Here is an 18,821-nt window from a genome sequence, read left to right on the forward strand (position 1 = left end):
GCAAGGCCGGGCGTTAAGTGATTAAGCCTTGTCACGCTTTTGCCGCCCGTCACCCGGCTGAAGCTCATCTTCACGAAACGCTTCCCGCTTGATGCTGTAACCGTCATGCCACCGACATTCCACCATTCCGCTGGAATAGCCGGTGACAATCATACGTGGGCCGCCCTTCTTAGGCTTAACTTCATCACTGACCAAAAAGACCATACCTGCCTCCTGTATCAGGGTGAAACTGTTTCAATTTAGACGAGGAATGGCCTTTTTGCATCCTGGCGCGGGTAACAATTAGTGCGCCGTACCGCGCAGCATTTCAACCAGCTTCACTGCGGCGACCACGATACTGCCCATAATAAAGCCCAGCACCAGATTAAGCAGCGTAGGCAAAATGGCCGCCACCACGGCGCCCTGCTGTGCAGCAAAATGTTCTATCGCATGGTGCAGCGGCGCAATACCGTGTACCACAATCCCACCGCCGACAAGGAACATCGCCAGCGTCCCCACCACGGAAAGACTCTTCATCAACCACGGGGCGAGCACCAGCAGGCTTTTACCGATCCCTTTCGCTACCGCGCTCGATTTCGCTTCCAGCCAGAAGCCAATATCATCGAGTTTAACGATAAGCCCCACCAGGCCGTAAACCCCCACCGTCACCAGAATGGCGATCCCGGAGAGGATCAGCACCTGATTCAGCAGCGGCGATTCAGACACAATACCCAGGGTAATGGCCACAATCTCCGCCGACAGAATAAAGTCGGTACGAACGGCGCCCTTGATTTTATCGCGTTCGAAGGTTTTTGGATCCTGCGCCGCCAGCGCTTCCAGACGCTGCTGGCGCATTTCTGGCGTGTCGTGCTTCTTCCTCGCGGCGAAGGAGTGCAGCACCTTCTCTACCCCTTCAAAGCATAAAAATGCGCCGCCAATCATCAGCAGCGGCGTAATCGCCCAGGGGATAAAGGCGCTGATCAGCAGCGCCAGCGGCACCAGAATCACCTTGTTGAGGAATGAGCCTTTCGCCACGCCCCATACTACCGGCAACTCGCGGTTAGCCCGCACCCCGCTTACCTGTTGCGCATTTAACGATAAATCATCCCCCAGAACCCCTGCTGTTTTCTTCGCCGCCAGTTTTCCCATAACGGAAATATCGTCCAGCAAGGTGGCAATATCGTCCAGCAATGTTAATAAGCTACTTCCCGCCAAAATGACTATCCTTCTTTTTTTGCTAATTAAGTGAATAGTATGGAACAAAACCGCACACCCGGAAACAGGCACATTGCGTCAACAAAAATTTCACAGCAACTACACAATTAAAGGGCTCGCCAGCCCGGTAGTTTTGGCGTTTACTATGAGCGAACTTTTTATTTCGTCGTGAGGGACTATGCGTTTTCGGCACTTACTACCGCTCATCGGGGCGCTCTTTTCGCTGTATATCATCTGGGGGTCAACCTACTTCGTCATTCGCATTGGGGTGGAAAGCTGGCCTCCGCTGATGATGGCGGGTATCCGTTTTCTCTCGGCTGGCGTCCTGCTGATGGCCTTCCTGCTGCTGCGCGGACATAAACTCCCTCCGCTACGCCCGATGCTGAATGCGGCGCTGATTGGCCTGCTGCTGCTGGCCGTGGGCAACGGCTTTGTCACGGTTGCTGAACATCAGAACGTGCCCTCCGGTATCGCGGCGGTGGTGGTCGCCACTGTCCCGCTGTTCACGCTCTGCTTTAGCCGTCTTTTCGGCATTCGCACCCGCAAGCTGGAATGGCTGGGGATTGGAATTGGGCTCGCCGGGATCATTCTGCTCAACAGCGGCGGCAACCTGAGCGGTAACCCGTGGGGGGCCGTGATTATCCTTATCGGATCCATGAGCTGGGCGTTTGGCTCCGTCTACGGTTCGCGTATTGAGCTGCCGTCCGGCATGATGGCGGGCGCTATTGAGATGCTTGCCGCAGGCATTGTGCTGCTGATTGCCTCCACGCTGACGGGCGAAACGCTGACAACCATGCCGGATCTGTCTGGCTTCCTCGCCGTGGGTTATCTGGCGCTGTTTGGCTCCATCATTGCCATTAATGCGTACATGTTCCTCATCCGCAACGTCTCTCCGGCGGTCGCCACCAGCTACGCCTACGTTAACCCGGTGGTTGCCGTGCTGCTGGGTACGGGACTCGGCGGTGAAACGCTGTCGCCGGTTGAATGGCTGGCGCTGGGCGTAATTGTGTTTGCCGTGGTGCTGGTCACGCTGGGGAAATACCTGCTGCCCGCTAAGCCTGAGGTGGTGCCGTGTCAGGTGGAGAAACCGTAAACGGATGAATGCCCTGAGTGTCGATCTGCGCGGTCTGACTGCCGCCGCAGATCCACTCTTCCAGCCGTTCGGTCAGATCCCGATCGTTCAGCTTCAGTCTGCCGCGTAGCGCACACTCCCACACCACCAGCACCCGCCATCCCTGTTCGACAAGCGTGGCGATATCCCGCCGATCGCGCTGGACGTTTTTGCCAATCTTCTCCAGCCAGAAATCGGTGCGCGTCGCCGGGACTTTAAACAGATAGCAGTCGTGACGGTGCCAGAAGCAGCCGTGGGTAAAGATAATGCACTCATAAGCATCAATGACGAAATCAGGACGCCCGGCAAGTGCGGCATCCTGCACCCGAAAGTCAAAGCCTGCCTCAGTCAGTAGCCCGGCGAAGCGTTTCTCAATCGCCGTATCACGCGTGCCGATGGCACGCATGTTTTTACTGCGCGTCGCCTTATTGTGCACATCCGTCATTGACGGCCTCACTCTGGCGCAGGGCAACCGCCTGTTTAATGCGTGAGGACAGCAGTTTCGCCACCGCCGCAAAGGCGGGCACCACCACCGAGTTGCCAAACTGTCGGTAGGCCTGCGTATCAGAGACCGGAATGCGGAAGCTGTACCCCTGCGGCGTCTCAAACCCCATCAGCCGCGCGCACTCGCGTGGGGTTAAGCGACGAGGACGATGACGCTGGTTCTCAGGGTTATCAAAGTCTTTCTCGCCCAGCGCTTTGTCCCAGCCACGATCGATCAGGATCTCCGCACCGTCTTTGTAATAGCGCGCGGACAGGGTGCGGGTGACACAGTGCGGATCGTTCGGGTTGACCAGGCCAAAACCAAAACCGTTGCCTTTTGCCTGATGCTTTTTGGCATAGCGATAGAGGTACTTCCACAGCACCGGGGTGAGGATAAATTTCGCGTCGACGGCGGGCTCCAGAAGATCGGCGACGGACGGACGGCGCGCCGGATAGAGCGACGGGATATCCCGCAGGGTAAAATCACCTTTCAGGTTGAGATCGCGGCGGAACCCGACCAGCACAATACGTTCCCGGTGCTGGGGCAGGAAGTGTTTCCCGTCAATGATTTTCGGATCATCGGCACCCATATCCTGGGAGTCCGCCACGTCGTAGCCCAGCTCATCCAGCGTCTGCATAATAATGCGGAAGGTTTTACCGCCGTCATGACTCTTTAAATTCTTGACGTTTTCCAGCACAAAAATGGCCGGACGGCGGGCATCGATAATACGGGCGACATCAAAAAACAGGGTTCCCTGCGTATCGCAGGCAAAACCGTGGGCACGTCCGAGGGCATTTTTCTTCGATACCCCGGCAAGCGAGAATGGCTGACACGGGAAGCCCGCCAGCAGTACGTCATGCGCCGGGATGTTCTGGCGAATATGCTCTGCCGCCTCTTCATCGCTCACGCCGCTTTTATGGCTCAGCGTGACATCGCGGATATCCGCGTTGAACTGATGCGCGTCCGGGTCACAATACCAGTTGGCTTTATAGGTGCGGACCGCGTGTTTGTTCCACTCGCTGGTGAAGACGCACTGTCCGCCGATGGCTTCAAATCCGTGTCGAATGCCCCCGATACCGGCAAACAGATCGATAAAGCGGAAGGCATAATGGGGATGGGCGGCGGAAGGACGCGGAAGCAATGTTTGCAGATAACGAAACTCGCCGTCGCTCAGGCGATGCCCTGCCCGCTCGCTGGTGATAAGTCTCTTAATGATTGCCGGGCTCCAGTGACCCTCGCCGTGTGCCATGAGCTGGCTGGCGAGGGTTTTGGCATCATAGATATCCAGCAGCTGGCGCAGCAGCGCCTGCACCGTTGCCGTTGATTTCTCAGCCTGCTCAGGTGCGGGCTCACTCACTGATCGATTTTCCTGCATTCTTTTAACCGGACAATAAAGACTGGAAACAGATTACCACAGTTCAACGGTGCAAACTGCGGCGGAAGCGGCTCAGTACCTGGCTATCCAGCCCCAGGCAGTCACCCTGTAATTCGGCACTCAGTTTTGCCATAAACTGGATGAGAAAATCGGCGTTGTGGCGTGCCAGCTCGCGCCCCATTTCTGTTTGCATTGTATCAGGCAGGCGCAGCAGCTTGGTCTGAAAATGGTCGAGGGCAAACGCCCGGTCATCAAGGGTTCGCGCGTCAGCAAAGGGATCGCGTGCGTCAAAAAGCGGCACGCCCAGCGCCCCAGAAACGGCAAACACGCGCGCCAGGCCAATCGCCCCTAACGCTTCCAGCCGGTCAGCATCCTGCACAATTTTCGCTTCCAGACTCTGCGGCGCGATCCCGGCGCTGAAGCTGTGCGCCTCAATAGCATGCGCCACGGCGTCATAATGCGCGGGGGGAAAGTCCGGGAAGTCGCGATGCAGGATCTCACGCGTTTTACGCGCTGCCAGCTGGGATGACTGGCCGCGTTCAGGATGGTTTTTCGGCAGGCTGACAATATCATGGAAATAGCATGCGGTCAGGATCACCAGCGGCTCGACCGCCTGGTTAGCCAGGATTTTTTGCGCCGTCATCCAGACGCGACGAAAATGGGAAATATCATGCGCGGTGTCGTCGGTGGTGTGGTTTTCCCCGAGCCAGCGCTCAAAACGTTGCTGCCACTGCGTAAGTTCCATCATCACGTCCTGTTGTTAAAATGGTTACAATAGCAACTTTCCCGGACGCTATCACGAGTTGTCCTGACGGGGACGGGTGTACCACGCAATCCCACCCAGGATCAGGCCGACCGTGCCCAGCACCAGAAACCCCAGCAATGCCCCAAGCCATTTGCCGCTGGTCGACCCCAAATCCCCTTCCACTGCCGCATTCGGCAGCGACGGTATTTTACTGATCACCCAGATATACCGGGCCATTGCCCAGACAAAGTAACCGCAAAAAGCATAAAACACCCACAGGGCCAGTTTGCCTCCCAGGCTGCGTTCGATTTTTCGTTCCATCTTTCACTCCACGGTCACCGCCGTACCGTTTGCACATGCTTACTCTGGTTTTGTGATAACCGTCACATTTTGGCATTAAACCCTGTGCTGTGTGAAGGTTTCTGACGCTCAGTTTGCCTTAAGTTGATCCTGGGCAAGGTTGCAGAAGAGGACGACTGGTGAGTGTTTAATTCGGAGAAATATAATTTAGGTTAATAATAGAATTAATAAAATAACCACGAAAAATACTTAACAATAATTAACCAATATATATTTCAAATTATAATTCACGAGAAAAATAAAGCGACACTTAGAAATATTTAGTAATATTTTTACCCATTTAATTACATTTATTATTGAACTTAAACCCCCTTTCCTGGAATAGTATCGACGCTGTAGTTGCGGAGCGTGATTACATATATTCATATAAATTATCTCTAAAGGGAATATATAATGAAAAGAAAAGTATTGGCCATTCTTGTACCCGCGTTATTAATGGCTGGCGCAGCAAATGCCGCTGAGATGTACAATAAAGACGGTAATAAAGTTGACCTGTACGGTAAAGTCGATGCACGTCATACCTTCTCTGACAACCCTGGCGACGATGGCGATGAAACCTATGTGCAGGTTGGCTTCAAAGGTGAAACCCAGATCACCAACGATCTGATCGGTTACGGCCAGTGGGAATATAAAACCTACGCAAATAATACTGAGTCCGCCGGTGATAAATCCTTTAACCGTCTGGCCTATGCAGGTCTGAAGTATGGCGAATACGGTTCATTTGATTATGGCCGTAATTATGGTGTCGTCTATGACGTAGAAGCCTGGACCGATATGCTGCCGGTATTTGGTGGTGATTCCTACACCTGGACTGATAACTTTATGAATGGCCGTGCTAACGGTCTGGCGACCTACCGTAATACGGATTTCTTTGGTTTGGTTGAAGGTCTGAATTTTGCGCTGCAATATCAGGGCGCGAATGAAGGCCAGTTTGCTCAGGAAGATCAGGAAGGAACCAAAAACGGTCACGAAGATGTACGGTTCCAGAATGGTGACGGCTTCGGTATGTCTACCACCTATGATTTCGATTTCGGCCTGAGCCTGGGTGCGGCCTACTCTTCTTCTGACCGTACGAATAAACAAGTTGCTTATGGTGCAGGTAACTACAACCGCTATAGCCCATATGCAGGTGGTGAACGTGCAGAAGCCTGGACCGTTGGCGCGAAATACGATGCTGAAGGTGTTTACCTGGCGATGATGTATGCGGAAACCCGTAACATGACACCATATGGTGATTTTGGTATCGCTAATAAAACTCAGAACTTTGAAGCCGTAGCCCAGTACCAGTTCGATTTTGGCCTGCGTCCGTCTCTGGCATGGGTTTACTCCAAAGGCAAAGACATTGGCGGTAACGATTACAATACTGGTAATGGTTACGACTATGTGGATCAGGACCTGGTCAATTACATCGACCTTGGCATGACCTACACTTTCAATAAAAACTTCTCCACCTATGTTGATTACAAAATCAACCTGCTGGACAACGATGATCGCTTCTATAAAGACAATGGCATCTCCACTGATGACATCGTTGGCGTAGGCATGACCTACCAGTTCTAATCCCCCAAAACACCAAAGGCCGCAATCGCGGCCTTTTTTTATTCCTGCGCGCTCTATTACGGCGCTTCCTGCAACGCCACCCGAATGAACCCGTTGTTCTGCGCAAGCAACTCATGCGCTTTCCAGGCATCCAGCCCGGTCAGCACCATCAGCACCGCCGTTTTGCAGTTATGGTTACAGCTCTCCAGCGCGGCTTTTGCTACCGCTCGGGTGCATCCCCCCGCTTCCATCACGATCGCGATTTGCCGTTCAGCCCACTGGGTGCTGCTCGCCTCCAGATCCACGCGCAGGTTGCTGTAAACCCGCCCGGTGCGGACGGCCAGCCCGGTGGTCACCATAGAGAGGATCATTTTCTGCGCGATGGCCGCTTTGGTGTTGAGATACCCGGCAACCACATCCGGGCCCAGCTCTGGCGCAATCACCATACTTGCCAGCTGCGCCGCTTCGCTTTGCGCATTATCGGTAATCACCGCCACCGGTGAACCGAGCGACCACGCATGCCGCATGGCACCCCAGACCCACGGCGTTTTTCCGCTTACGGTGACCGCCAGCATCATATCGTGCTCGCCAAAGTTAATCGCCTGCAGGTCGGCAACGCCGCGCTCGTAGCTTGTCGCATCGTCGTCCGCCGTGATGGCCATCACCGGGGTTTTACCCGGGGCATACTCATCCGCCGCCTGTTTCGCCACACAGCCGGACGGCCCCGCGCCAACCATAACCAGACGCCCCCCGTGGCTCAGGGTCGCGGCGGCGTTATCCACCACACGGGCAATAATGGGTAAAAAAGGGGTGATTGCAGCGGAGATAAGTGCATCATCCTGGTGAATGACTTTCAGCATGTCCAGCGTGGACAATCTATCGATATTCATCGTGCTGGCGTGCCGTCTTTCCTTGACCGAACCGGTAAGCATAATGCTCATAAACAGCCTCCTTATTATGAGTACCCACACACTATAAAGTGTTTTATATGGATGACATGCGAGGAGGGTCACGAAAAGCGGAGCAAATGCATGCTTTTACACAGCTTTAAGAAAAGCGCGTCATCGGCGATAATTACCCCTTTCTTCTTCATCGCGGAGTGTTGATGAGCGATTTGCAGCCCTTTCCCCAGACGCGCAAGCGCCCCATGAAACTGAACACGCTGGTCACGTTGATGGTGTGCGCGATCATCGCCTCTGTGCTGCTGCTGGTCTTTGCGCTCTATTCAGTGCAGATCACCCGGGCAACCCGCGATGACGTCAAGGATACGGCGCTGGGTATTGCCCGTACGCTGGCGAACAGCCCGGAGATCCAGCGCGGCCTGATGCAACCGCCGCAGGCCGATATCATCCAGCCCATCGCCCAGGGCGTTACAAAACGCAACGACCTGCTGCTGACCGTGGTCACCGACATGCGCGGTATTCGCTATTCGCACCCGAATGAAGCGCTGATTGGCCTTCATTTCATCGGCGACGATCTGAACCCGGCGCTGGAAGGGAAAGAGAACGTCTCCGTTAACCGGGGCGCGCTCGCGGAAGCCCTTCGCGTATTTACGCCCGTGTATGACAGCCAGCACGAGCAGATCGGCGTGGTGGTGGTCGGCATCTCGCTTAAAAAAGTAGAAGACCAGATCGCCCGCGGGCGACTCAACGCCGTCTGGACCATTTTGTTCAGTATCTTTATGAGCTCCATGGCGATCTGGGGACTGGTTCGCGTTCTGAAACGCATCCTGTTCGGGCTGGAGCCGTATGAAATCTCCGCGCTGTTTGAACAACGTCAGGCGATGCTGCAGTCGCTGCGCGAAGGAGTGTTAGCGGTCGATATTCATGGCCGCGTGACGATGATAAACCACACCGCCAGAGAGATATTGCTCCTGCCCTCCGGCAAGCAGACCGAAAACGCCAGCGCGCCCCTGCTGGCCAGCCTGCGTGAGGTGTCAAAGACGGGCATCGCGCGTCAGGATCAGGAGATCAGCTGCAACGGACGGCTGCTGCTGTGCAACATGGTGCCGGTGAAAAGCCAGGAGCGGGTGATAGGCGCCATCACCACCTTCCGCGATAAAACCGAAATCAGCCAGCTGATGCAGCGCATCGACGGCATGGTGAATTACGTCGATGCCCTGCGCGCCCACACGCACGAGTTTATGAACAAACTGCACGTGATCCTGGGCCTGCTGCATATCAAGCGCTACGACAAACTGGAAGAGTACATCCTGCAGACAGCGCACAATTATCAGACTGACATTGGCACCATCCAGAGCAAGGTGAAATCCCCGGTGATTGCCGGGTTCCTGCTGGGTAAAATCAACCGGGCGAAAGAAGCGGGGATCACCCTCACCCTGGCGGATGAGTGCCAGATACCGGATACCGCCAACGAAGAGCAGGTCGCGGTGCTGGTCACCGTGCTCGGTAATTTGATTGAAAACGCACTGGACGCGATGGAGGGCCAGCCGGAAGGCGAAATCACCCTGCTGCTGCACTATCAGAATGGCTGGCTCAGCTGTGAAGTCAGCGATGACGGCCCGGGAATTGATCCCGCCCAGCTGGAGACTATTTTTACTAAAGGCTTCTCAACAAAAGGTGAAAACCGGGGCGTTGGGCTGTTCCTTGCCCGCCAGCAAATTCAGAACCTGGGCGGTGATATCACCGTCGAATCTGAACCTGGCGTATTTACCCAATTTTTTGTTCACATCCCCTGGGATAGCGAGAGGAATATCGCGTGATAAATGTATTAATTGTCGATGATGACGCCATGGTAGCCGACCTCAACCGTCTGTATGTTAACCGTGTTGAAGGCTTTAGCTGCTGCGGCGTCGCCTCCACGCTGAACCAGGCCGAGGCCATTATTAACAACCCTGCCCAGCCGGTTGATCTGGTGCTGCTGGATGTCTACATGCAGCAGGATAACGGGCTGGATCTGCTGCCGGTGATCCGCGCCTCCGGTCGCCCAATCGATGTCATTATGATCTCTTCGGCTGCGGACGCCGCGACAATCCAGACCTCTATCCATTACGGCGTGGTGGATTATCTGATTAAACCGTTCCAGTTCCCGCGCTTTGAAGAGGCGCTGAACGGCTGGAAGGCAAAGCACAGCCTGATGGGCTCGCACCAGTATTATGAGCAGGCGGACGTCGACAGGCTGATCCACGGCGGCGCGCCGGAGCTGGCAGACAGCAAAAAGCTGCCAAAAGGGTTAACGCCGCAAACGCTGCGCACCATCTGCCAGTGGATTGACGCTCACCCGGAGACCGAGTTTTCCACCGATGACCTGGCCAGTGCAGTGAATATCTCGCGCGTCTCCTGCCGCAAATATCTGATCTGGCTGGCGCAAATCAATATCCTGTTCACCAGCATTCACTACGGCGCTACCGGGCGCCCGGTATATCGTTACCGTCTCCAGCCCGAGCAGACAGGCCTGCTCAAACAGTACTGTCAGTAATGCGGTAACTATTATCCAGTAAAGTAAAGCGGAAGTGGTGCGCTGAAGAGAGCACCACTTCTTTTGTTTTGGTCACAAAGATCGCTTCTATATCAGGACGCGCGCGCAGCACCGCACAGCCTTTCTCCACACCCATGCCGTACATCAGCGTGGTCCAGATATCCCCGTCGATAGAATCGTTTGAAATGATGGTCACGCTGTCCAGTTCGTTATCCAGCGGATACCCGGTACGCGGGTCCAGGATGTGGTGGTAGCGCCTGCCGTTTTGTTCAAAGTAGCGTTCATAGGTTCCCGACGTCACCACGGAGCGGTTCTCTACCGTCATCGCGCCGATCAGCTCATCACCCGCAAACGGTTTTTTAAGCCCCACGCTCCAGCCCCCCTCCGGCGAGCCCAGCGTCTGGATATTGCCCCCGAGGTTGATCAGCCCAAGTTCAGCACCCTCTTTGCGCAGATAATCCCGCACCCTGTCGGCGATATAGCCTTTGGCGATGGCGCCCAGGTCGATCTCCATCCCTTTTTGGGTCAAAAAGACGCTACTGCTGGCCTCGTCCAGCACCACATCCTCAGGACGGGTAATCGCCAGCAAGGCGGCGATGTCTTCGGCGGGCGGCACGCTGTCGCCGCGAAAGCCGATTTTCCACCGTTTCACCAGCGGGCCAATCGCCAGGTTAAACGCGCTGTCCTTGAGCAGGCTCGCCGCTTTTGCGCAGCGGATCAGCTCGAACACCGGACGGCTGACGCTGACGGGCCGCTGCCCCGCCGCATGGTTGATATCCATAACTTCAGAGTGCGCGCGGTTAACGGTAAGCAGATCTTCGTACTGTTTGATCAGGCGAAACACGCGGGAGGCGAGGGCTTCGTCATGGGAAAAGAGTTTGAGGAGAATGGGCGATCCCATCAGGACGGCGGAATAACTGTAAACGCGATGGTCATCAGGCATAGCATGAGTCCTCAGATGTAGCCCCGGCAAGCACCGCGCCGCCGGGGAAAATGCCGGATAACGCTGCGCGTATCCGGCATACAACACAGGGGTCTTACTGCTTTTTCGAACGCATAGCCGCCTGATGTCCTGCAAGCGTACCAAAAATAATGATATCTGCCACCGCGTTACCGCCGATACGGTTACCGCCGTGGATCCCGCCGACCACTTCACCGGCCGCAAACGCCCCTGGCAGCACGTTGTGGTTGCTGTCCAGCACGCAGGTTTCGGTGTTGATGGTCACGCCGCCCATGGTGTGGTGCACGCCCGGCGCAATCTGAATGGCGTAGAACGGCCCTTCGTTGATGGGCGCACGCAGCGCGGTGGTACGGCCAAAATCATCGTCATACTGTTTTTCAACAAAGCCGTTGTAGCGCTCAAGGGTCGCCAGGAAAGCGTGGTAATCCATTCCCAGCGCCTCGGCCAGGGCTTTTGGCGAGCTGGCGCTGGTCACAAAGCCTTTGGCGATGTACTCATCCGCCGCTTTGTTTTTGGCACGAACGTGCTCGTCAAAGACGATATACGCGTATTTCTCCGGCAGTGCGATGATTGAAGCCGAGACTTTATCGCGAGTTTCCATCTCATTGAAGAAACGGTTCCCCTGCTGGTTCACCAGAATCGCTCCGCCGCCGCGAATGGATTCGGAAATCAGGTACGAGGTTTTCTGCTCAACGGTTGGGTGGATCTGAATTTCACCCATATCTACCGTACCGGCACCGATGCGTTCCAGCAGCGCGATACCGCCGCCGGTTGCCCCTTTGTGGTTGGTGGTGACAAAACCTTCCAGGTCAGGGCGGTATTTCACCACCATCTGGCTGTTGGCGCTGAAGCCACCGGTGGCGACAATGACGCTTTTAGTGGTCACGGTAAGGGTTTCGTTCTCTTCTGTGATCAGACGCACGCCGGTGACTTCGCCGTTTTCGAACAGGATGTCGCTGACGGACGTATCAAGCATTACGTCGATGTTGCGCTTATTGACGTTACGCACCAGGCCGCTGATCAGATAGCCGCCTACCGCAGAGCCGTCTTTTGGACGGTGCGTACGGTCAATGCTCATCCCGCCGGTGGTGGTGATGTCATTCAGCATAATGCCGCGGGTTGCCAGCCATTCAATCGCCTGCGGCGCATTCTCCACGAAGCGGCGCAGCAGTTCCGGGTTGTTCTTGTTACCGCCCCCTTTCAGGCTCTCCTGGTAGAACAGCTCTTTGCTGTCCTGGATCCCTTTCACCCGCTGGAAGCGCGTCTCGGCGGCATTCATCCCGGCAGAAGCTTTGATGGTGTTCCCGCCGATGGTTGGCATCTTCTCAACGATCAGCACGCTCGCGCCTTCATCGTGGGCCTGAATGGCTGCGGCCAGACCGGCACCGCCGCTACCCACTACCACCACATCCACGCTGCGGGTCGCGTTCGGGTCAGCGCCCTCTTCTGCCGCCAGCGCTTTGCTGGATTTCAGCATCGCTTTAGAGACCGCTTTTTTCACCGCTTCACTCTGGCTGGTTGCACCCGTGATGGCATCCACGTGCGGGGTGTTGGCGTCCAGAATGCGGGTGCGGATCTCTTCAAAGCTGGTGACAAACTCAACGTCTTCGCTCGGGCCAGACGCCAGCGCAATATCGGCGATGCGATCGGTTTCCAGGCTAACGTTGATTACCAGTTCGTTAACATCGTCCTGCACCTTCTCAGTGAACATGCCTGGTTTGAATTTTGATTCGCCCATGCTCAAATCGCGGATCATCGCTTCCACCAGCGAGAAACGCCACAGCGGTTCAGGAATGCTCAGATCTTCGCGTTTGGTGCTGTCCATAAACAGCTCCAGGCTTTCACCGGCCGCGATCCGGTCAGTCCAGTCCGGGTAAGCGATGGTGGCGCGGCCCACGGCAATCAGGTCGTAACCGCTATCCAGCGCCTCGTTAACGTCAGCGGCATTTACCACGCCGCCGACACCCATCACCGGAACCTGAGCCAGGGTTTCAGAGCGCATGGCGCAATATTTTTTGATGAGCGGGGTTGGGTCCTGGGTGTCGACAATGGAAGGACGCAGGGTCGCCCCCACGGAGAAGTGCAGATAATCCACACCGCGTGCCGCCAGTTTTTCCAGCAGGTACATGGTGTCTTCAAAGCGGATGCCCGGGACTTCCAGCTCTTCAGGGGAGAAACGGTAGCCAATAATGAACGCGTCGTCCGCGTACTGGCGCACCATTTTGTGCGTGATATCCAGCACCGCCAGCGGGAATTTAGCGCGGTTATCGCGGCTGCCGCCCCACTCGTCGTCGCGCTGGTTAGAGTTCGGGGAGTAGAACTGCTGAATCAGGTAGGTATTTGCGCCGTGAATTTCAACCCCGTCGAAACCGGCCTGGATAGCGCGGCGTACGGCTTCACCAAACTTGCCGATCATGCCTTCCACTTCTTCACCGGTCAGGGCAACCGGCGTGGCGGCCCCATCACGCGGCGCGGCAACGGCGCTTGGGCCAACCGGCGTGCGGCCCCCGATCAGTTTTGGATCGACCATACGGCCGCCGTGGTAGATCTGCAGCAGGGCTTTCGAGCCTTTGGATTTAATGGCGTCCGCGATTTTCGCCAGCCCGGCGATTTTCTCGTCATTATCGATACCAATCGCGCCGGGGAACGCAAGGCCGAGATCATCGATAAAGCAGCATTCAACAATAATGGTACCAATGCTGCCGGAACGGGCCCGATAGTACTCCACCAGCTCGCTGGTGACCGTGCCGTCGTAATAGCCGGTACAGGTGGTCATGGGTGCCATTAACAAACGGTTTTTCAGTTCGGTGCCATTCGGTAATGTGAAGGGGCTCAGAATACGTTCGTTAGTGCTCATAATTGAAACTCCAAACTTTAAAAATTAAGAATTCGTTATCGGATTGATTTTTTATTTCGTCGTTATTTGCCGATGTCATGATATTAATATAATGATTTTTTTAGTTTCTAAAGTTATTACGTTAGTTAAAAAACTATTTAATCCCTGCGATAACACAAATAATACATTGGTGTTAGCGATTGTAATTTAGCCATTCACAATAATTTAAAATTCGTTAAATGACCAATGGTAAAACCATTTCTCCAAAAACCAATAAAACCCATACAAATCAATCATATAAAAATTATCAAAATTCGACATTGTTACAGAAATGATAAATTGAACTCATAATATACGTAATACCCACATACGCCAGAGTGGTTATTAATAAAAGCATAAAAATACCGCTGCAATTCTCTTTTTTTGATCGTGATCAATAGTTATGGCATCCAAAAGCGCAATATAAAAACATCATCAATTTTTAATTTAGCGCAAACCAAAATGCGTTAAACCGCTATTACTGAAAATACAAATCAGCACCTTTAATAACTAAAAAAAGCAAAGAAACTTAAGAAAGCAATTTTGTTTTTCAGTGCGACCGAATTTTTGACAACTTAAGACGTGAAACTATGAATACAAAAACTGCTGTAACGCCCCCTGTGGCGAACCAGGCATCAAATGGGAAAGCAAAACGACTGCTGATGATGGCATTGCCCGTCATCGTCGCCGTCCTGCTGCTGTTTGTTCCGGTACCAGAAGGACTGCCGCCTTATGCGTGGCACTACTTCGCGATCTTTGTCGGCGTGATCGTCGGCTTAATCTTCGAACCGCTGCCGGGCGCGGTGATCGGTCTGACTGGCGTGGTGGCGATTGCGCTGTGCAGCCAGTGGGTGCTGTTCAGCCCTGAACAGCTGGCCGACCCGAAATTCAAGCTGGCGGGTGCCTCCTTTAAGTGGGCGGTCAGCGGGTTTGGTAACTCGACTGTGTGGCTGATCTTCGGTGCCTTCATGTTCGCCGCGGGCTATGATAAAACCCGCTTCGGCCGCCGTCTGGCGCTGATTCTGGTGAAATATCTCGGCCGTCGCAGCCTGACGCTCGGTTATGCCATCACCTTCGCGGACCTGCTGCTGGCACCGTTTACGCCGTCCAACACCGCACGTAGCGGCGGGACCATCTACCCGATCATCGCTAACCTGCCGCCGCTGTATGGCTCAAAACCAAACGACCCAAGCGCGCGTAAAATTGGTTCGTACCTGATGTGGGTGGCGATCACCGCGGCCTGTATCACCAGCTCGATGTTCCTCTCCGCCCTTGCGCCGAACCTGCTGGCACTGGCGCTGGTGAAAAGAACGGTAGGGATTGATATCTCCTGGGGTACCTGGTTCCTCGCCTTCCTGCCGCTGGGCATCCTGCTGATTCTGACCATGCCGCTGCTGGCCTACTGGTTCTACCCACCAGAAGTCAAAGTGAATAATGAAGTACCGCTGTGGGCAACCCGTGAACTTGAAAAACTGGGCAAACTGTCCCGCAATGAAATTCTGCTGCTGGTGTTCGTGTGCTGTGCGCTGCTGATGTGGATCTTCGCCGCCGCGTGGATTGAACCGGCGATGGCAGCCCTGCTGATTGTGGGTCTGATGCTGTGGACCGGCGTGCTGGAGTGGAACGATATCACCGGCAATAAAGCCGCGTGGAATACCTTCGTCTGGTTCGCCACCCTGGTCGCGCTGGCGGATGGCCTCTCCTCTACCGGCTTTATCAGCTGGCTGGGTAAAGAGGGCGGTCTGTTAATGAGCGGTATCTCGCCGGGCGTTGCCACCATCGTACTGCTGCTGGCGTTCTACCTGCTGCACTACCTGTTTGCCAGCACCACCGCGCACACCACCGCGCTGCTGCCGGCGATGCTGACCATCGCCTCCACCATTCCGGGCATGAATATGGAAGTCTTCGTCCTGCTGATGGTGACCTCGCTGGGTGTGATGGGGATCATCACCCCGTACGGTACCGGCCCAAGCCCGATTTACTACGGTAGTGGCTACCTGCCAACCAAAGACTACTGGCGCCTGGGCACTATCTTCGGTGCCATCTTCCTGGCGGCCCTGCTGCTGATTGGTTATCCGTGGATGTCCATGATGTTCTGATTCCTGACCGCCGGACTTCTCCTCCGGCGGTTTTATTTTTCTGGAGCAAGCTATGTCAAACAAACCGTTTTTTTATCAAAACCCCTTCCCACTCGCGCACGACGACACCGAATATTATCTGCTGACCAAAGAGCACGTCTCCGTTGCCGAGTTCGACGGTCAGGAAGTCCTGAAAGTCGAGCCAGAGGCGCTGACGCTGCTGGCGCAGCAGGCGTTCCACGATGCTGCGTTTATGCTGCGTCCTTCCCATCAGAAGCAGGTCGCCGCCATTCTTAACGACCCGGAAGCGAGCCAGAACGATAAGTACGTTGCCCTGCAGTTCCTGCGTAATTCTGAAATCGCCGCTAAAGGCGTGCTGCCAACCTGCCAGGATACCGGCACGGCGATCATCATGGGTAAAAAAGGCCAGCGCGTCTGGACCGGAGGTGGCGATGAAGCCGCGCTGAGTCAGGGGGTGTACAACACCTACATCGAAGACAACCTGCGCTACTCCCAGAACGCGGCGCTGGATATGTATAAAGAGGTGAACACCGGCACCAACCTGCCTGCGCAGATCGATCTCTACAGCGTCGACGGCGACGAGTACAAATTCCTCTGCATGGCGAAAGGCGGCGGTTCAGCCAACAAAACCTACCTCTATCAGGAAACCAAAGCGCTGATCACTCCGGCGAAACTGAAAAACTATCTGGTGGAGAAAATGCGCACCCTGGGTACCGCGGCCTGTCCGCCTTACCATATTGCCTTCGTGATTGGCGGAACCTCCGCGGAAGCGACGCTGAAAACGGTGAAGCTGGCCTCCACCCGCTACTACGACGCCCTGCCCACCGAGGGGAACGAGCACGGCCAGGCGTTCCGCGATGTTCAGCTCGAACAGGAACTGCTCCAGGAAGCGCAGAACCTGGGTCTGGGTGCGCAGTTTGGTGGTAAATACTTCGCTCACGATATCCGCGTGATCCGCCTGCCGCGCCACGGTGCCTCCTGCCCAATCGGCATGGGTGTCTCCTGCTCCGCAGACCGTAACATTAAAGCGAAAATCAACCGCGACGGGATCTGGATTGAAAAACTGGAGCACAACCCGGGTCAGTACATTCCTGAATCGCTGCGCCAGCAGGGCGAAGGCGACGTGGTCAGCATCAACCTCAACAAGCCGATGAACGAGATCCTGGCGCAGCTTTCCGCGTACCCGGTCTCTACCCGCCTGTCGCTGAACGGCACCATCATCGTGGCGCGTGATATCGCCCACGCGAAGCTGAAAGAGCTGCTCGACAACGGCGAGGAACTGCCGCAGTACGTTAAAGACCATCCGATTTACTACGCGGGCCCGGCCAAAACACCGGAAGGTTATGCCTCCGGCTCCCTCGGCCCAACCACTGCGGGCCGCATGGACTCGTATGTGGATTTACTGCAGTCCCACGGCGCGAGCATGATCATGCTGGCCAAAGGCAACCGCAGCCAGCAGGTGACGGATGCCTGCCACAAACACGGCGGCTTCTACCTGGGCAGCATCGGCGGCCCGGCGGCGGTACTGGCGCAAAACAGCATCAAGAGCCTGGAGTGCGTGGCGTATCCGGAACTGGGAATGGAAGCCATCTGGAAAATTGAAGTGGAGAACTTCCCGGCGTTTATCCTGGTGGATGACAAAGGTAACGACTTCTTCCAGCAGATCCAGAACAAACAGTGCCTGGGATGTTCACAGCGCTGAGCGTTTCCATAGTGCCGGCAGCCGCGACAACGTTTGATTGATCCGCTCACGCTTGTCGCTGCCCGGCTTCCAGATAGTGACCATCGTCTGACTTATCCCCTGGCTGCCCACTTCGGTGGGCAGCCTTTTTACGTTTTTCCACTGCGTCGCATGAAGATGGGTCGGCAAAAAGCCCCAGCCACAGCCCTGCTCCAGCAGGCCGCGCAGCATCTCAATTTCATTAGTAAAAAGGGTATGCCCGGCAATTTGCAGACGACGGGCAACCGGTTCATCTGACGCGGCATGCATAACCACCTGCGGAACCAGAGAGAGATCGAGCAGCGAAACCGGCGTGGCAACCTTCGCAAAAAGCACGTCTGCTGCGTAAAAATCCATGTCGATGGCTCCCAGAGCCCGCCACTCCATCTCATTACCCACGCTGCGGTTGCGCGCCTGGCAGATACCTAAATCCGCCTCTCCGCTCGCCAGCAGAGCTTCCGCCTCGTCACGCGACGCGCTGGTCAGGCTCAGGCGTATTTTTTGTGCCGCCATTTCTGCAATCAGCGCCTGCAGAAAAGCCCGGGGAGTGAACGGATCGTAAACAAGGGCAATGTCCTGCATCGCGCTGTCCGGCACCGCTCTGGCAAAGGCCTCAAAGGCTTTCACCTGACGCATCAGCAGGTGCGCCTGTCGCTGAAGCTGTTCCCCTTCAGGCGTTAGCCGCACGCTGCGTCCCTCGCGCAGGAACAGGGCATAACCCAGCCCGTCCTCAAGAAAATCGATCAGATCGCGCAGGGTCGTACGGTCTTTACCGAGCTTAATGGCCGCCTTCATCAGGCTGCCGTGCTCTGCCACCGCAGTAAACGCCTCCAGTTGGGCAAATGAATAGACCATCGCCTCCTCTCCCTTTATTCCGTTTTTCGGGGGAATTTCCCCCATAACCCGTTTTTTATTATAGG

Annotated in this window: 16 protein-coding genes; 6 read left to right on the plus strand and 10 right to left on the minus strand. The window is 55.4% G+C overall.

Features of this window, described 5'->3' with window-relative positions:
- Positions 1-21 precede the first annotated feature (21 nt).
- A complete protein-coding gene (locus ACQG2G_RS13785; RefSeq protein WP_013097745.1) occupies positions 22-204 on the minus strand; it encodes a YodC family protein in 183 nt (60 codons plus the stop codon).
- 78 nt (positions 205-282) lie between these two features.
- The gene (locus ACQG2G_RS13790) at positions 283-1,203 is read right to left on the minus strand and encodes a DUF808 domain-containing protein (protein ID WP_248078938.1); all 921 of its coding nucleotides are present in this window, start codon (positions 1,201-1,203) and stop codon (positions 283-285) included.
- Between the two features lie 169 nt (positions 1,204-1,372).
- Here ACQG2G_RS13790 and yedA point away from each other — a divergent pair, with 169 nt between their 5' ends.
- On the plus strand, positions 1,373-2,287 hold the full coding sequence (yedA, locus tag ACQG2G_RS13795; RefSeq protein ID WP_038419986.1) for a drug/metabolite exporter YedA: 915 nt from the start codon (positions 1,373-1,375) through the stop codon (positions 2,285-2,287).
- On the opposite strand, the gene ACQG2G_RS13800 is transcribed toward yedA, so the two are convergent.
- From ACQG2G_RS13800 to drpB, 4 genes are all read right to left on the minus strand, one after another.
- Positions 2,247-2,750: a very short patch repair endonuclease gene (locus ACQG2G_RS13800; RefSeq protein WP_248078930.1), complete on the minus strand. Its 504-nt coding sequence runs from the start codon at positions 2,748-2,750 to the stop codon at positions 2,247-2,249. The two genes, yedA and ACQG2G_RS13800, sit on opposite strands and share 41 nt — an antisense overlap.
- Positions 2,731-4,146 carry a DNA cytosine methyltransferase gene (locus ACQG2G_RS13805; protein WP_023619810.1) on the minus strand — a complete coding sequence of 472 codons (1,416 nt, stop codon included), beginning with the start codon at positions 4,144-4,146 and terminating at the stop codon, positions 2,731-2,733. The genes ACQG2G_RS13800 and ACQG2G_RS13805 overlap by 20 nt, the downstream gene beginning before the upstream one ends.
- A 61-nt stretch (positions 4,147-4,207) precedes the next feature.
- A complete protein-coding gene (locus ACQG2G_RS13810) occupies positions 4,208-4,909 on the minus strand; it encodes a phosphohydrolase (RefSeq protein WP_013097750.1) in 702 nt (233 codons plus the stop codon).
- Positions 4,910-4,960: 51 nt separating this feature from the next.
- Entirely contained in the window at positions 4,961-5,230 is a 270-nt protein-coding gene (gene drpB, locus ACQG2G_RS13815) for a cell division protein DrpB (protein ID WP_029882559.1), read from the minus strand.
- Between the two features lie 432 nt (positions 5,231-5,662).
- On the opposite strand from drpB, the gene ompC reads away from it, so the two are divergent.
- On the plus strand, positions 5,663-6,829 hold the full coding sequence (gene ompC, locus ACQG2G_RS13820) for a porin OmpC (protein ID WP_029882558.1): 1,167 nt from the start codon (positions 5,663-5,665) through the stop codon (positions 6,827-6,829).
- A gap of 56 nt (positions 6,830-6,885) precedes the next feature.
- Here the strand turns inward: ompC and ACQG2G_RS13825 are convergent, their stop codons facing one another.
- On the minus strand, positions 6,886-7,749 hold the full coding sequence (locus ACQG2G_RS13825) for an N-acetylmuramic acid 6-phosphate etherase (protein WP_061771403.1): 864 nt from the start codon (positions 7,747-7,749) through the stop codon (positions 6,886-6,888).
- 164 nt (positions 7,750-7,913) lie between these two features.
- On the opposite strand from ACQG2G_RS13825, the gene ACQG2G_RS13830 reads away from it, so the two are divergent.
- Both ACQG2G_RS13830 and dcuR read left to right on the plus strand, forming a co-directional pair.
- The gene (locus ACQG2G_RS13830) at positions 7,914-9,530 is read left to right on the plus strand and encodes a sensor histidine kinase (protein WP_013097754.1); all 1,617 of its coding nucleotides are present in this window, start codon (positions 7,914-7,916) and stop codon (positions 9,528-9,530) included.
- Complete coding sequence (gene dcuR / locus ACQG2G_RS13835; protein ID WP_013097755.1) at positions 9,527-10,246, plus strand: two-component system response regulator DcuR; 720 nt, start codon at positions 9,527-9,529, stop codon at positions 10,244-10,246. The genes ACQG2G_RS13830 and dcuR overlap by 4 nt, the downstream gene beginning before the upstream one ends.
- Here the strand turns inward: dcuR and ACQG2G_RS13840 are convergent.
- Together ACQG2G_RS13840 and ACQG2G_RS13845 are read right to left on the minus strand one after the other, a co-directional pair.
- Entirely contained in the window at positions 10,227-11,189 is a 963-nt protein-coding gene (locus ACQG2G_RS13840; protein WP_045292550.1) for an FAD:protein FMN transferase, read from the minus strand. The genes dcuR and ACQG2G_RS13840 overlap by 20 nt on opposite strands.
- A 94-nt stretch (positions 11,190-11,283) precedes the next feature.
- A complete protein-coding gene (locus ACQG2G_RS13845; protein ID WP_248078926.1) occupies positions 11,284-14,064 on the minus strand; it encodes a flavocytochrome c in 2,781 nt (926 codons plus the stop codon).
- Positions 14,065-14,672: 608 nt separating this feature from the next.
- Here ACQG2G_RS13845 and ACQG2G_RS13850 point away from each other — a divergent pair.
- Together ACQG2G_RS13850 and fumA are read left to right on the plus strand one after the other, a co-directional pair.
- The gene (locus ACQG2G_RS13850) at positions 14,673-16,181 is read left to right on the plus strand and encodes an anion permease (protein ID WP_348595893.1); all 1,509 of its coding nucleotides are present in this window, start codon (positions 14,673-14,675) and stop codon (positions 16,179-16,181) included.
- 52 nt (positions 16,182-16,233) lie between these two features.
- Positions 16,234-17,883: a class I fumarate hydratase FumA gene (fumA, locus tag ACQG2G_RS13855; RefSeq protein WP_248766560.1), complete on the plus strand. Its 1,650-nt coding sequence runs from the start codon at positions 16,234-16,236 to the stop codon at positions 17,881-17,883.
- On the opposite strand, the gene ACQG2G_RS13860 is transcribed toward fumA, so the two are convergent.
- The gene (locus tag ACQG2G_RS13860) at positions 17,872-18,756 is read right to left on the minus strand and encodes a LysR family transcriptional regulator (RefSeq protein WP_348595892.1); all 885 of its coding nucleotides are present in this window, start codon (positions 18,754-18,756) and stop codon (positions 17,872-17,874) included. The genes fumA and ACQG2G_RS13860 overlap by 12 nt on opposite strands.
- Positions 18,757-18,821 lie beyond the last annotated feature (65 nt).

Source organism: Enterobacter cloacae complex sp. 382A5 (assembly GCF_050031095.1).
GTDB classification, from domain to species: Bacteria; Pseudomonadota; Gammaproteobacteria; order Enterobacterales; family Enterobacteriaceae; genus Enterobacter; species Enterobacter cloacae.

Bases quoted from the DNA above. Each gene is read 5' to 3' on its own strand.
- ACQG2G_RS13800 (WP_248078930.1), bottom strand. From the start codon at position 2,750: ATGACGGATGTGCACAATAAGGCGACGCGCAGTAAAAACATGCGTGCC.
- ACQG2G_RS13860 (WP_348595892.1), bottom strand. From the start codon at position 18,756: ATGGTCTATTCATTTGCCCAACTGGAGGCGTTTACTGCGGTGGCAGAG.
- ACQG2G_RS13825 (WP_061771403.1), bottom strand. From the start codon at position 7,749: ATGAGCATTATGCTTACCGGTTCGGTCAAGGAAAGACGGCACGCCAGC.
- ACQG2G_RS13810 (WP_013097750.1), bottom strand. From the start codon at position 4,909: ATGGAACTTACGCAGTGGCAGCAACGTTTTGAGCGCTGGCTCGGGGAA.
- ompC (WP_029882558.1), top strand. From the start codon at position 5,663: ATGAAAAGAAAAGTATTGGCCATTCTTGTACCCGCGTTATTAATGGCT.
- yedA (WP_038419986.1), top strand. From the start codon at position 1,373: ATGCGTTTTCGGCACTTACTACCGCTCATCGGGGCGCTCTTTTCGCTG.
- ACQG2G_RS13785 (WP_013097745.1), bottom strand. From the start codon at position 204: ATGGTCTTTTTGGTCAGTGATGAAGTTAAGCCTAAGAAGGGCGGCCCA.
- ACQG2G_RS13830 (WP_013097754.1), top strand. From the start codon at position 7,914: ATGAGCGATTTGCAGCCCTTTCCCCAGACGCGCAAGCGCCCCATGAAA.
- drpB (WP_029882559.1), bottom strand. From the start codon at position 5,230: ATGGAACGAAAAATCGAACGCAGCCTGGGAGGCAAACTGGCCCTGTGG.
- ACQG2G_RS13850 (WP_348595893.1), top strand. From the start codon at position 14,673: ATGAATACAAAAACTGCTGTAACGCCCCCTGTGGCGAACCAGGCATCA.
- fumA (WP_248766560.1), top strand. From the start codon at position 16,234: ATGTCAAACAAACCGTTTTTTTATCAAAACCCCTTCCCACTCGCGCAC.
- ACQG2G_RS13840 (WP_045292550.1), bottom strand. From the start codon at position 11,189: ATGCCTGATGACCATCGCGTTTACAGTTATTCCGCCGTCCTGATGGGA.
- ACQG2G_RS13845 (WP_248078926.1), bottom strand. From the start codon at position 14,064: ATGAGCACTAACGAACGTATTCTGAGCCCCTTCACATTACCGAATGGC.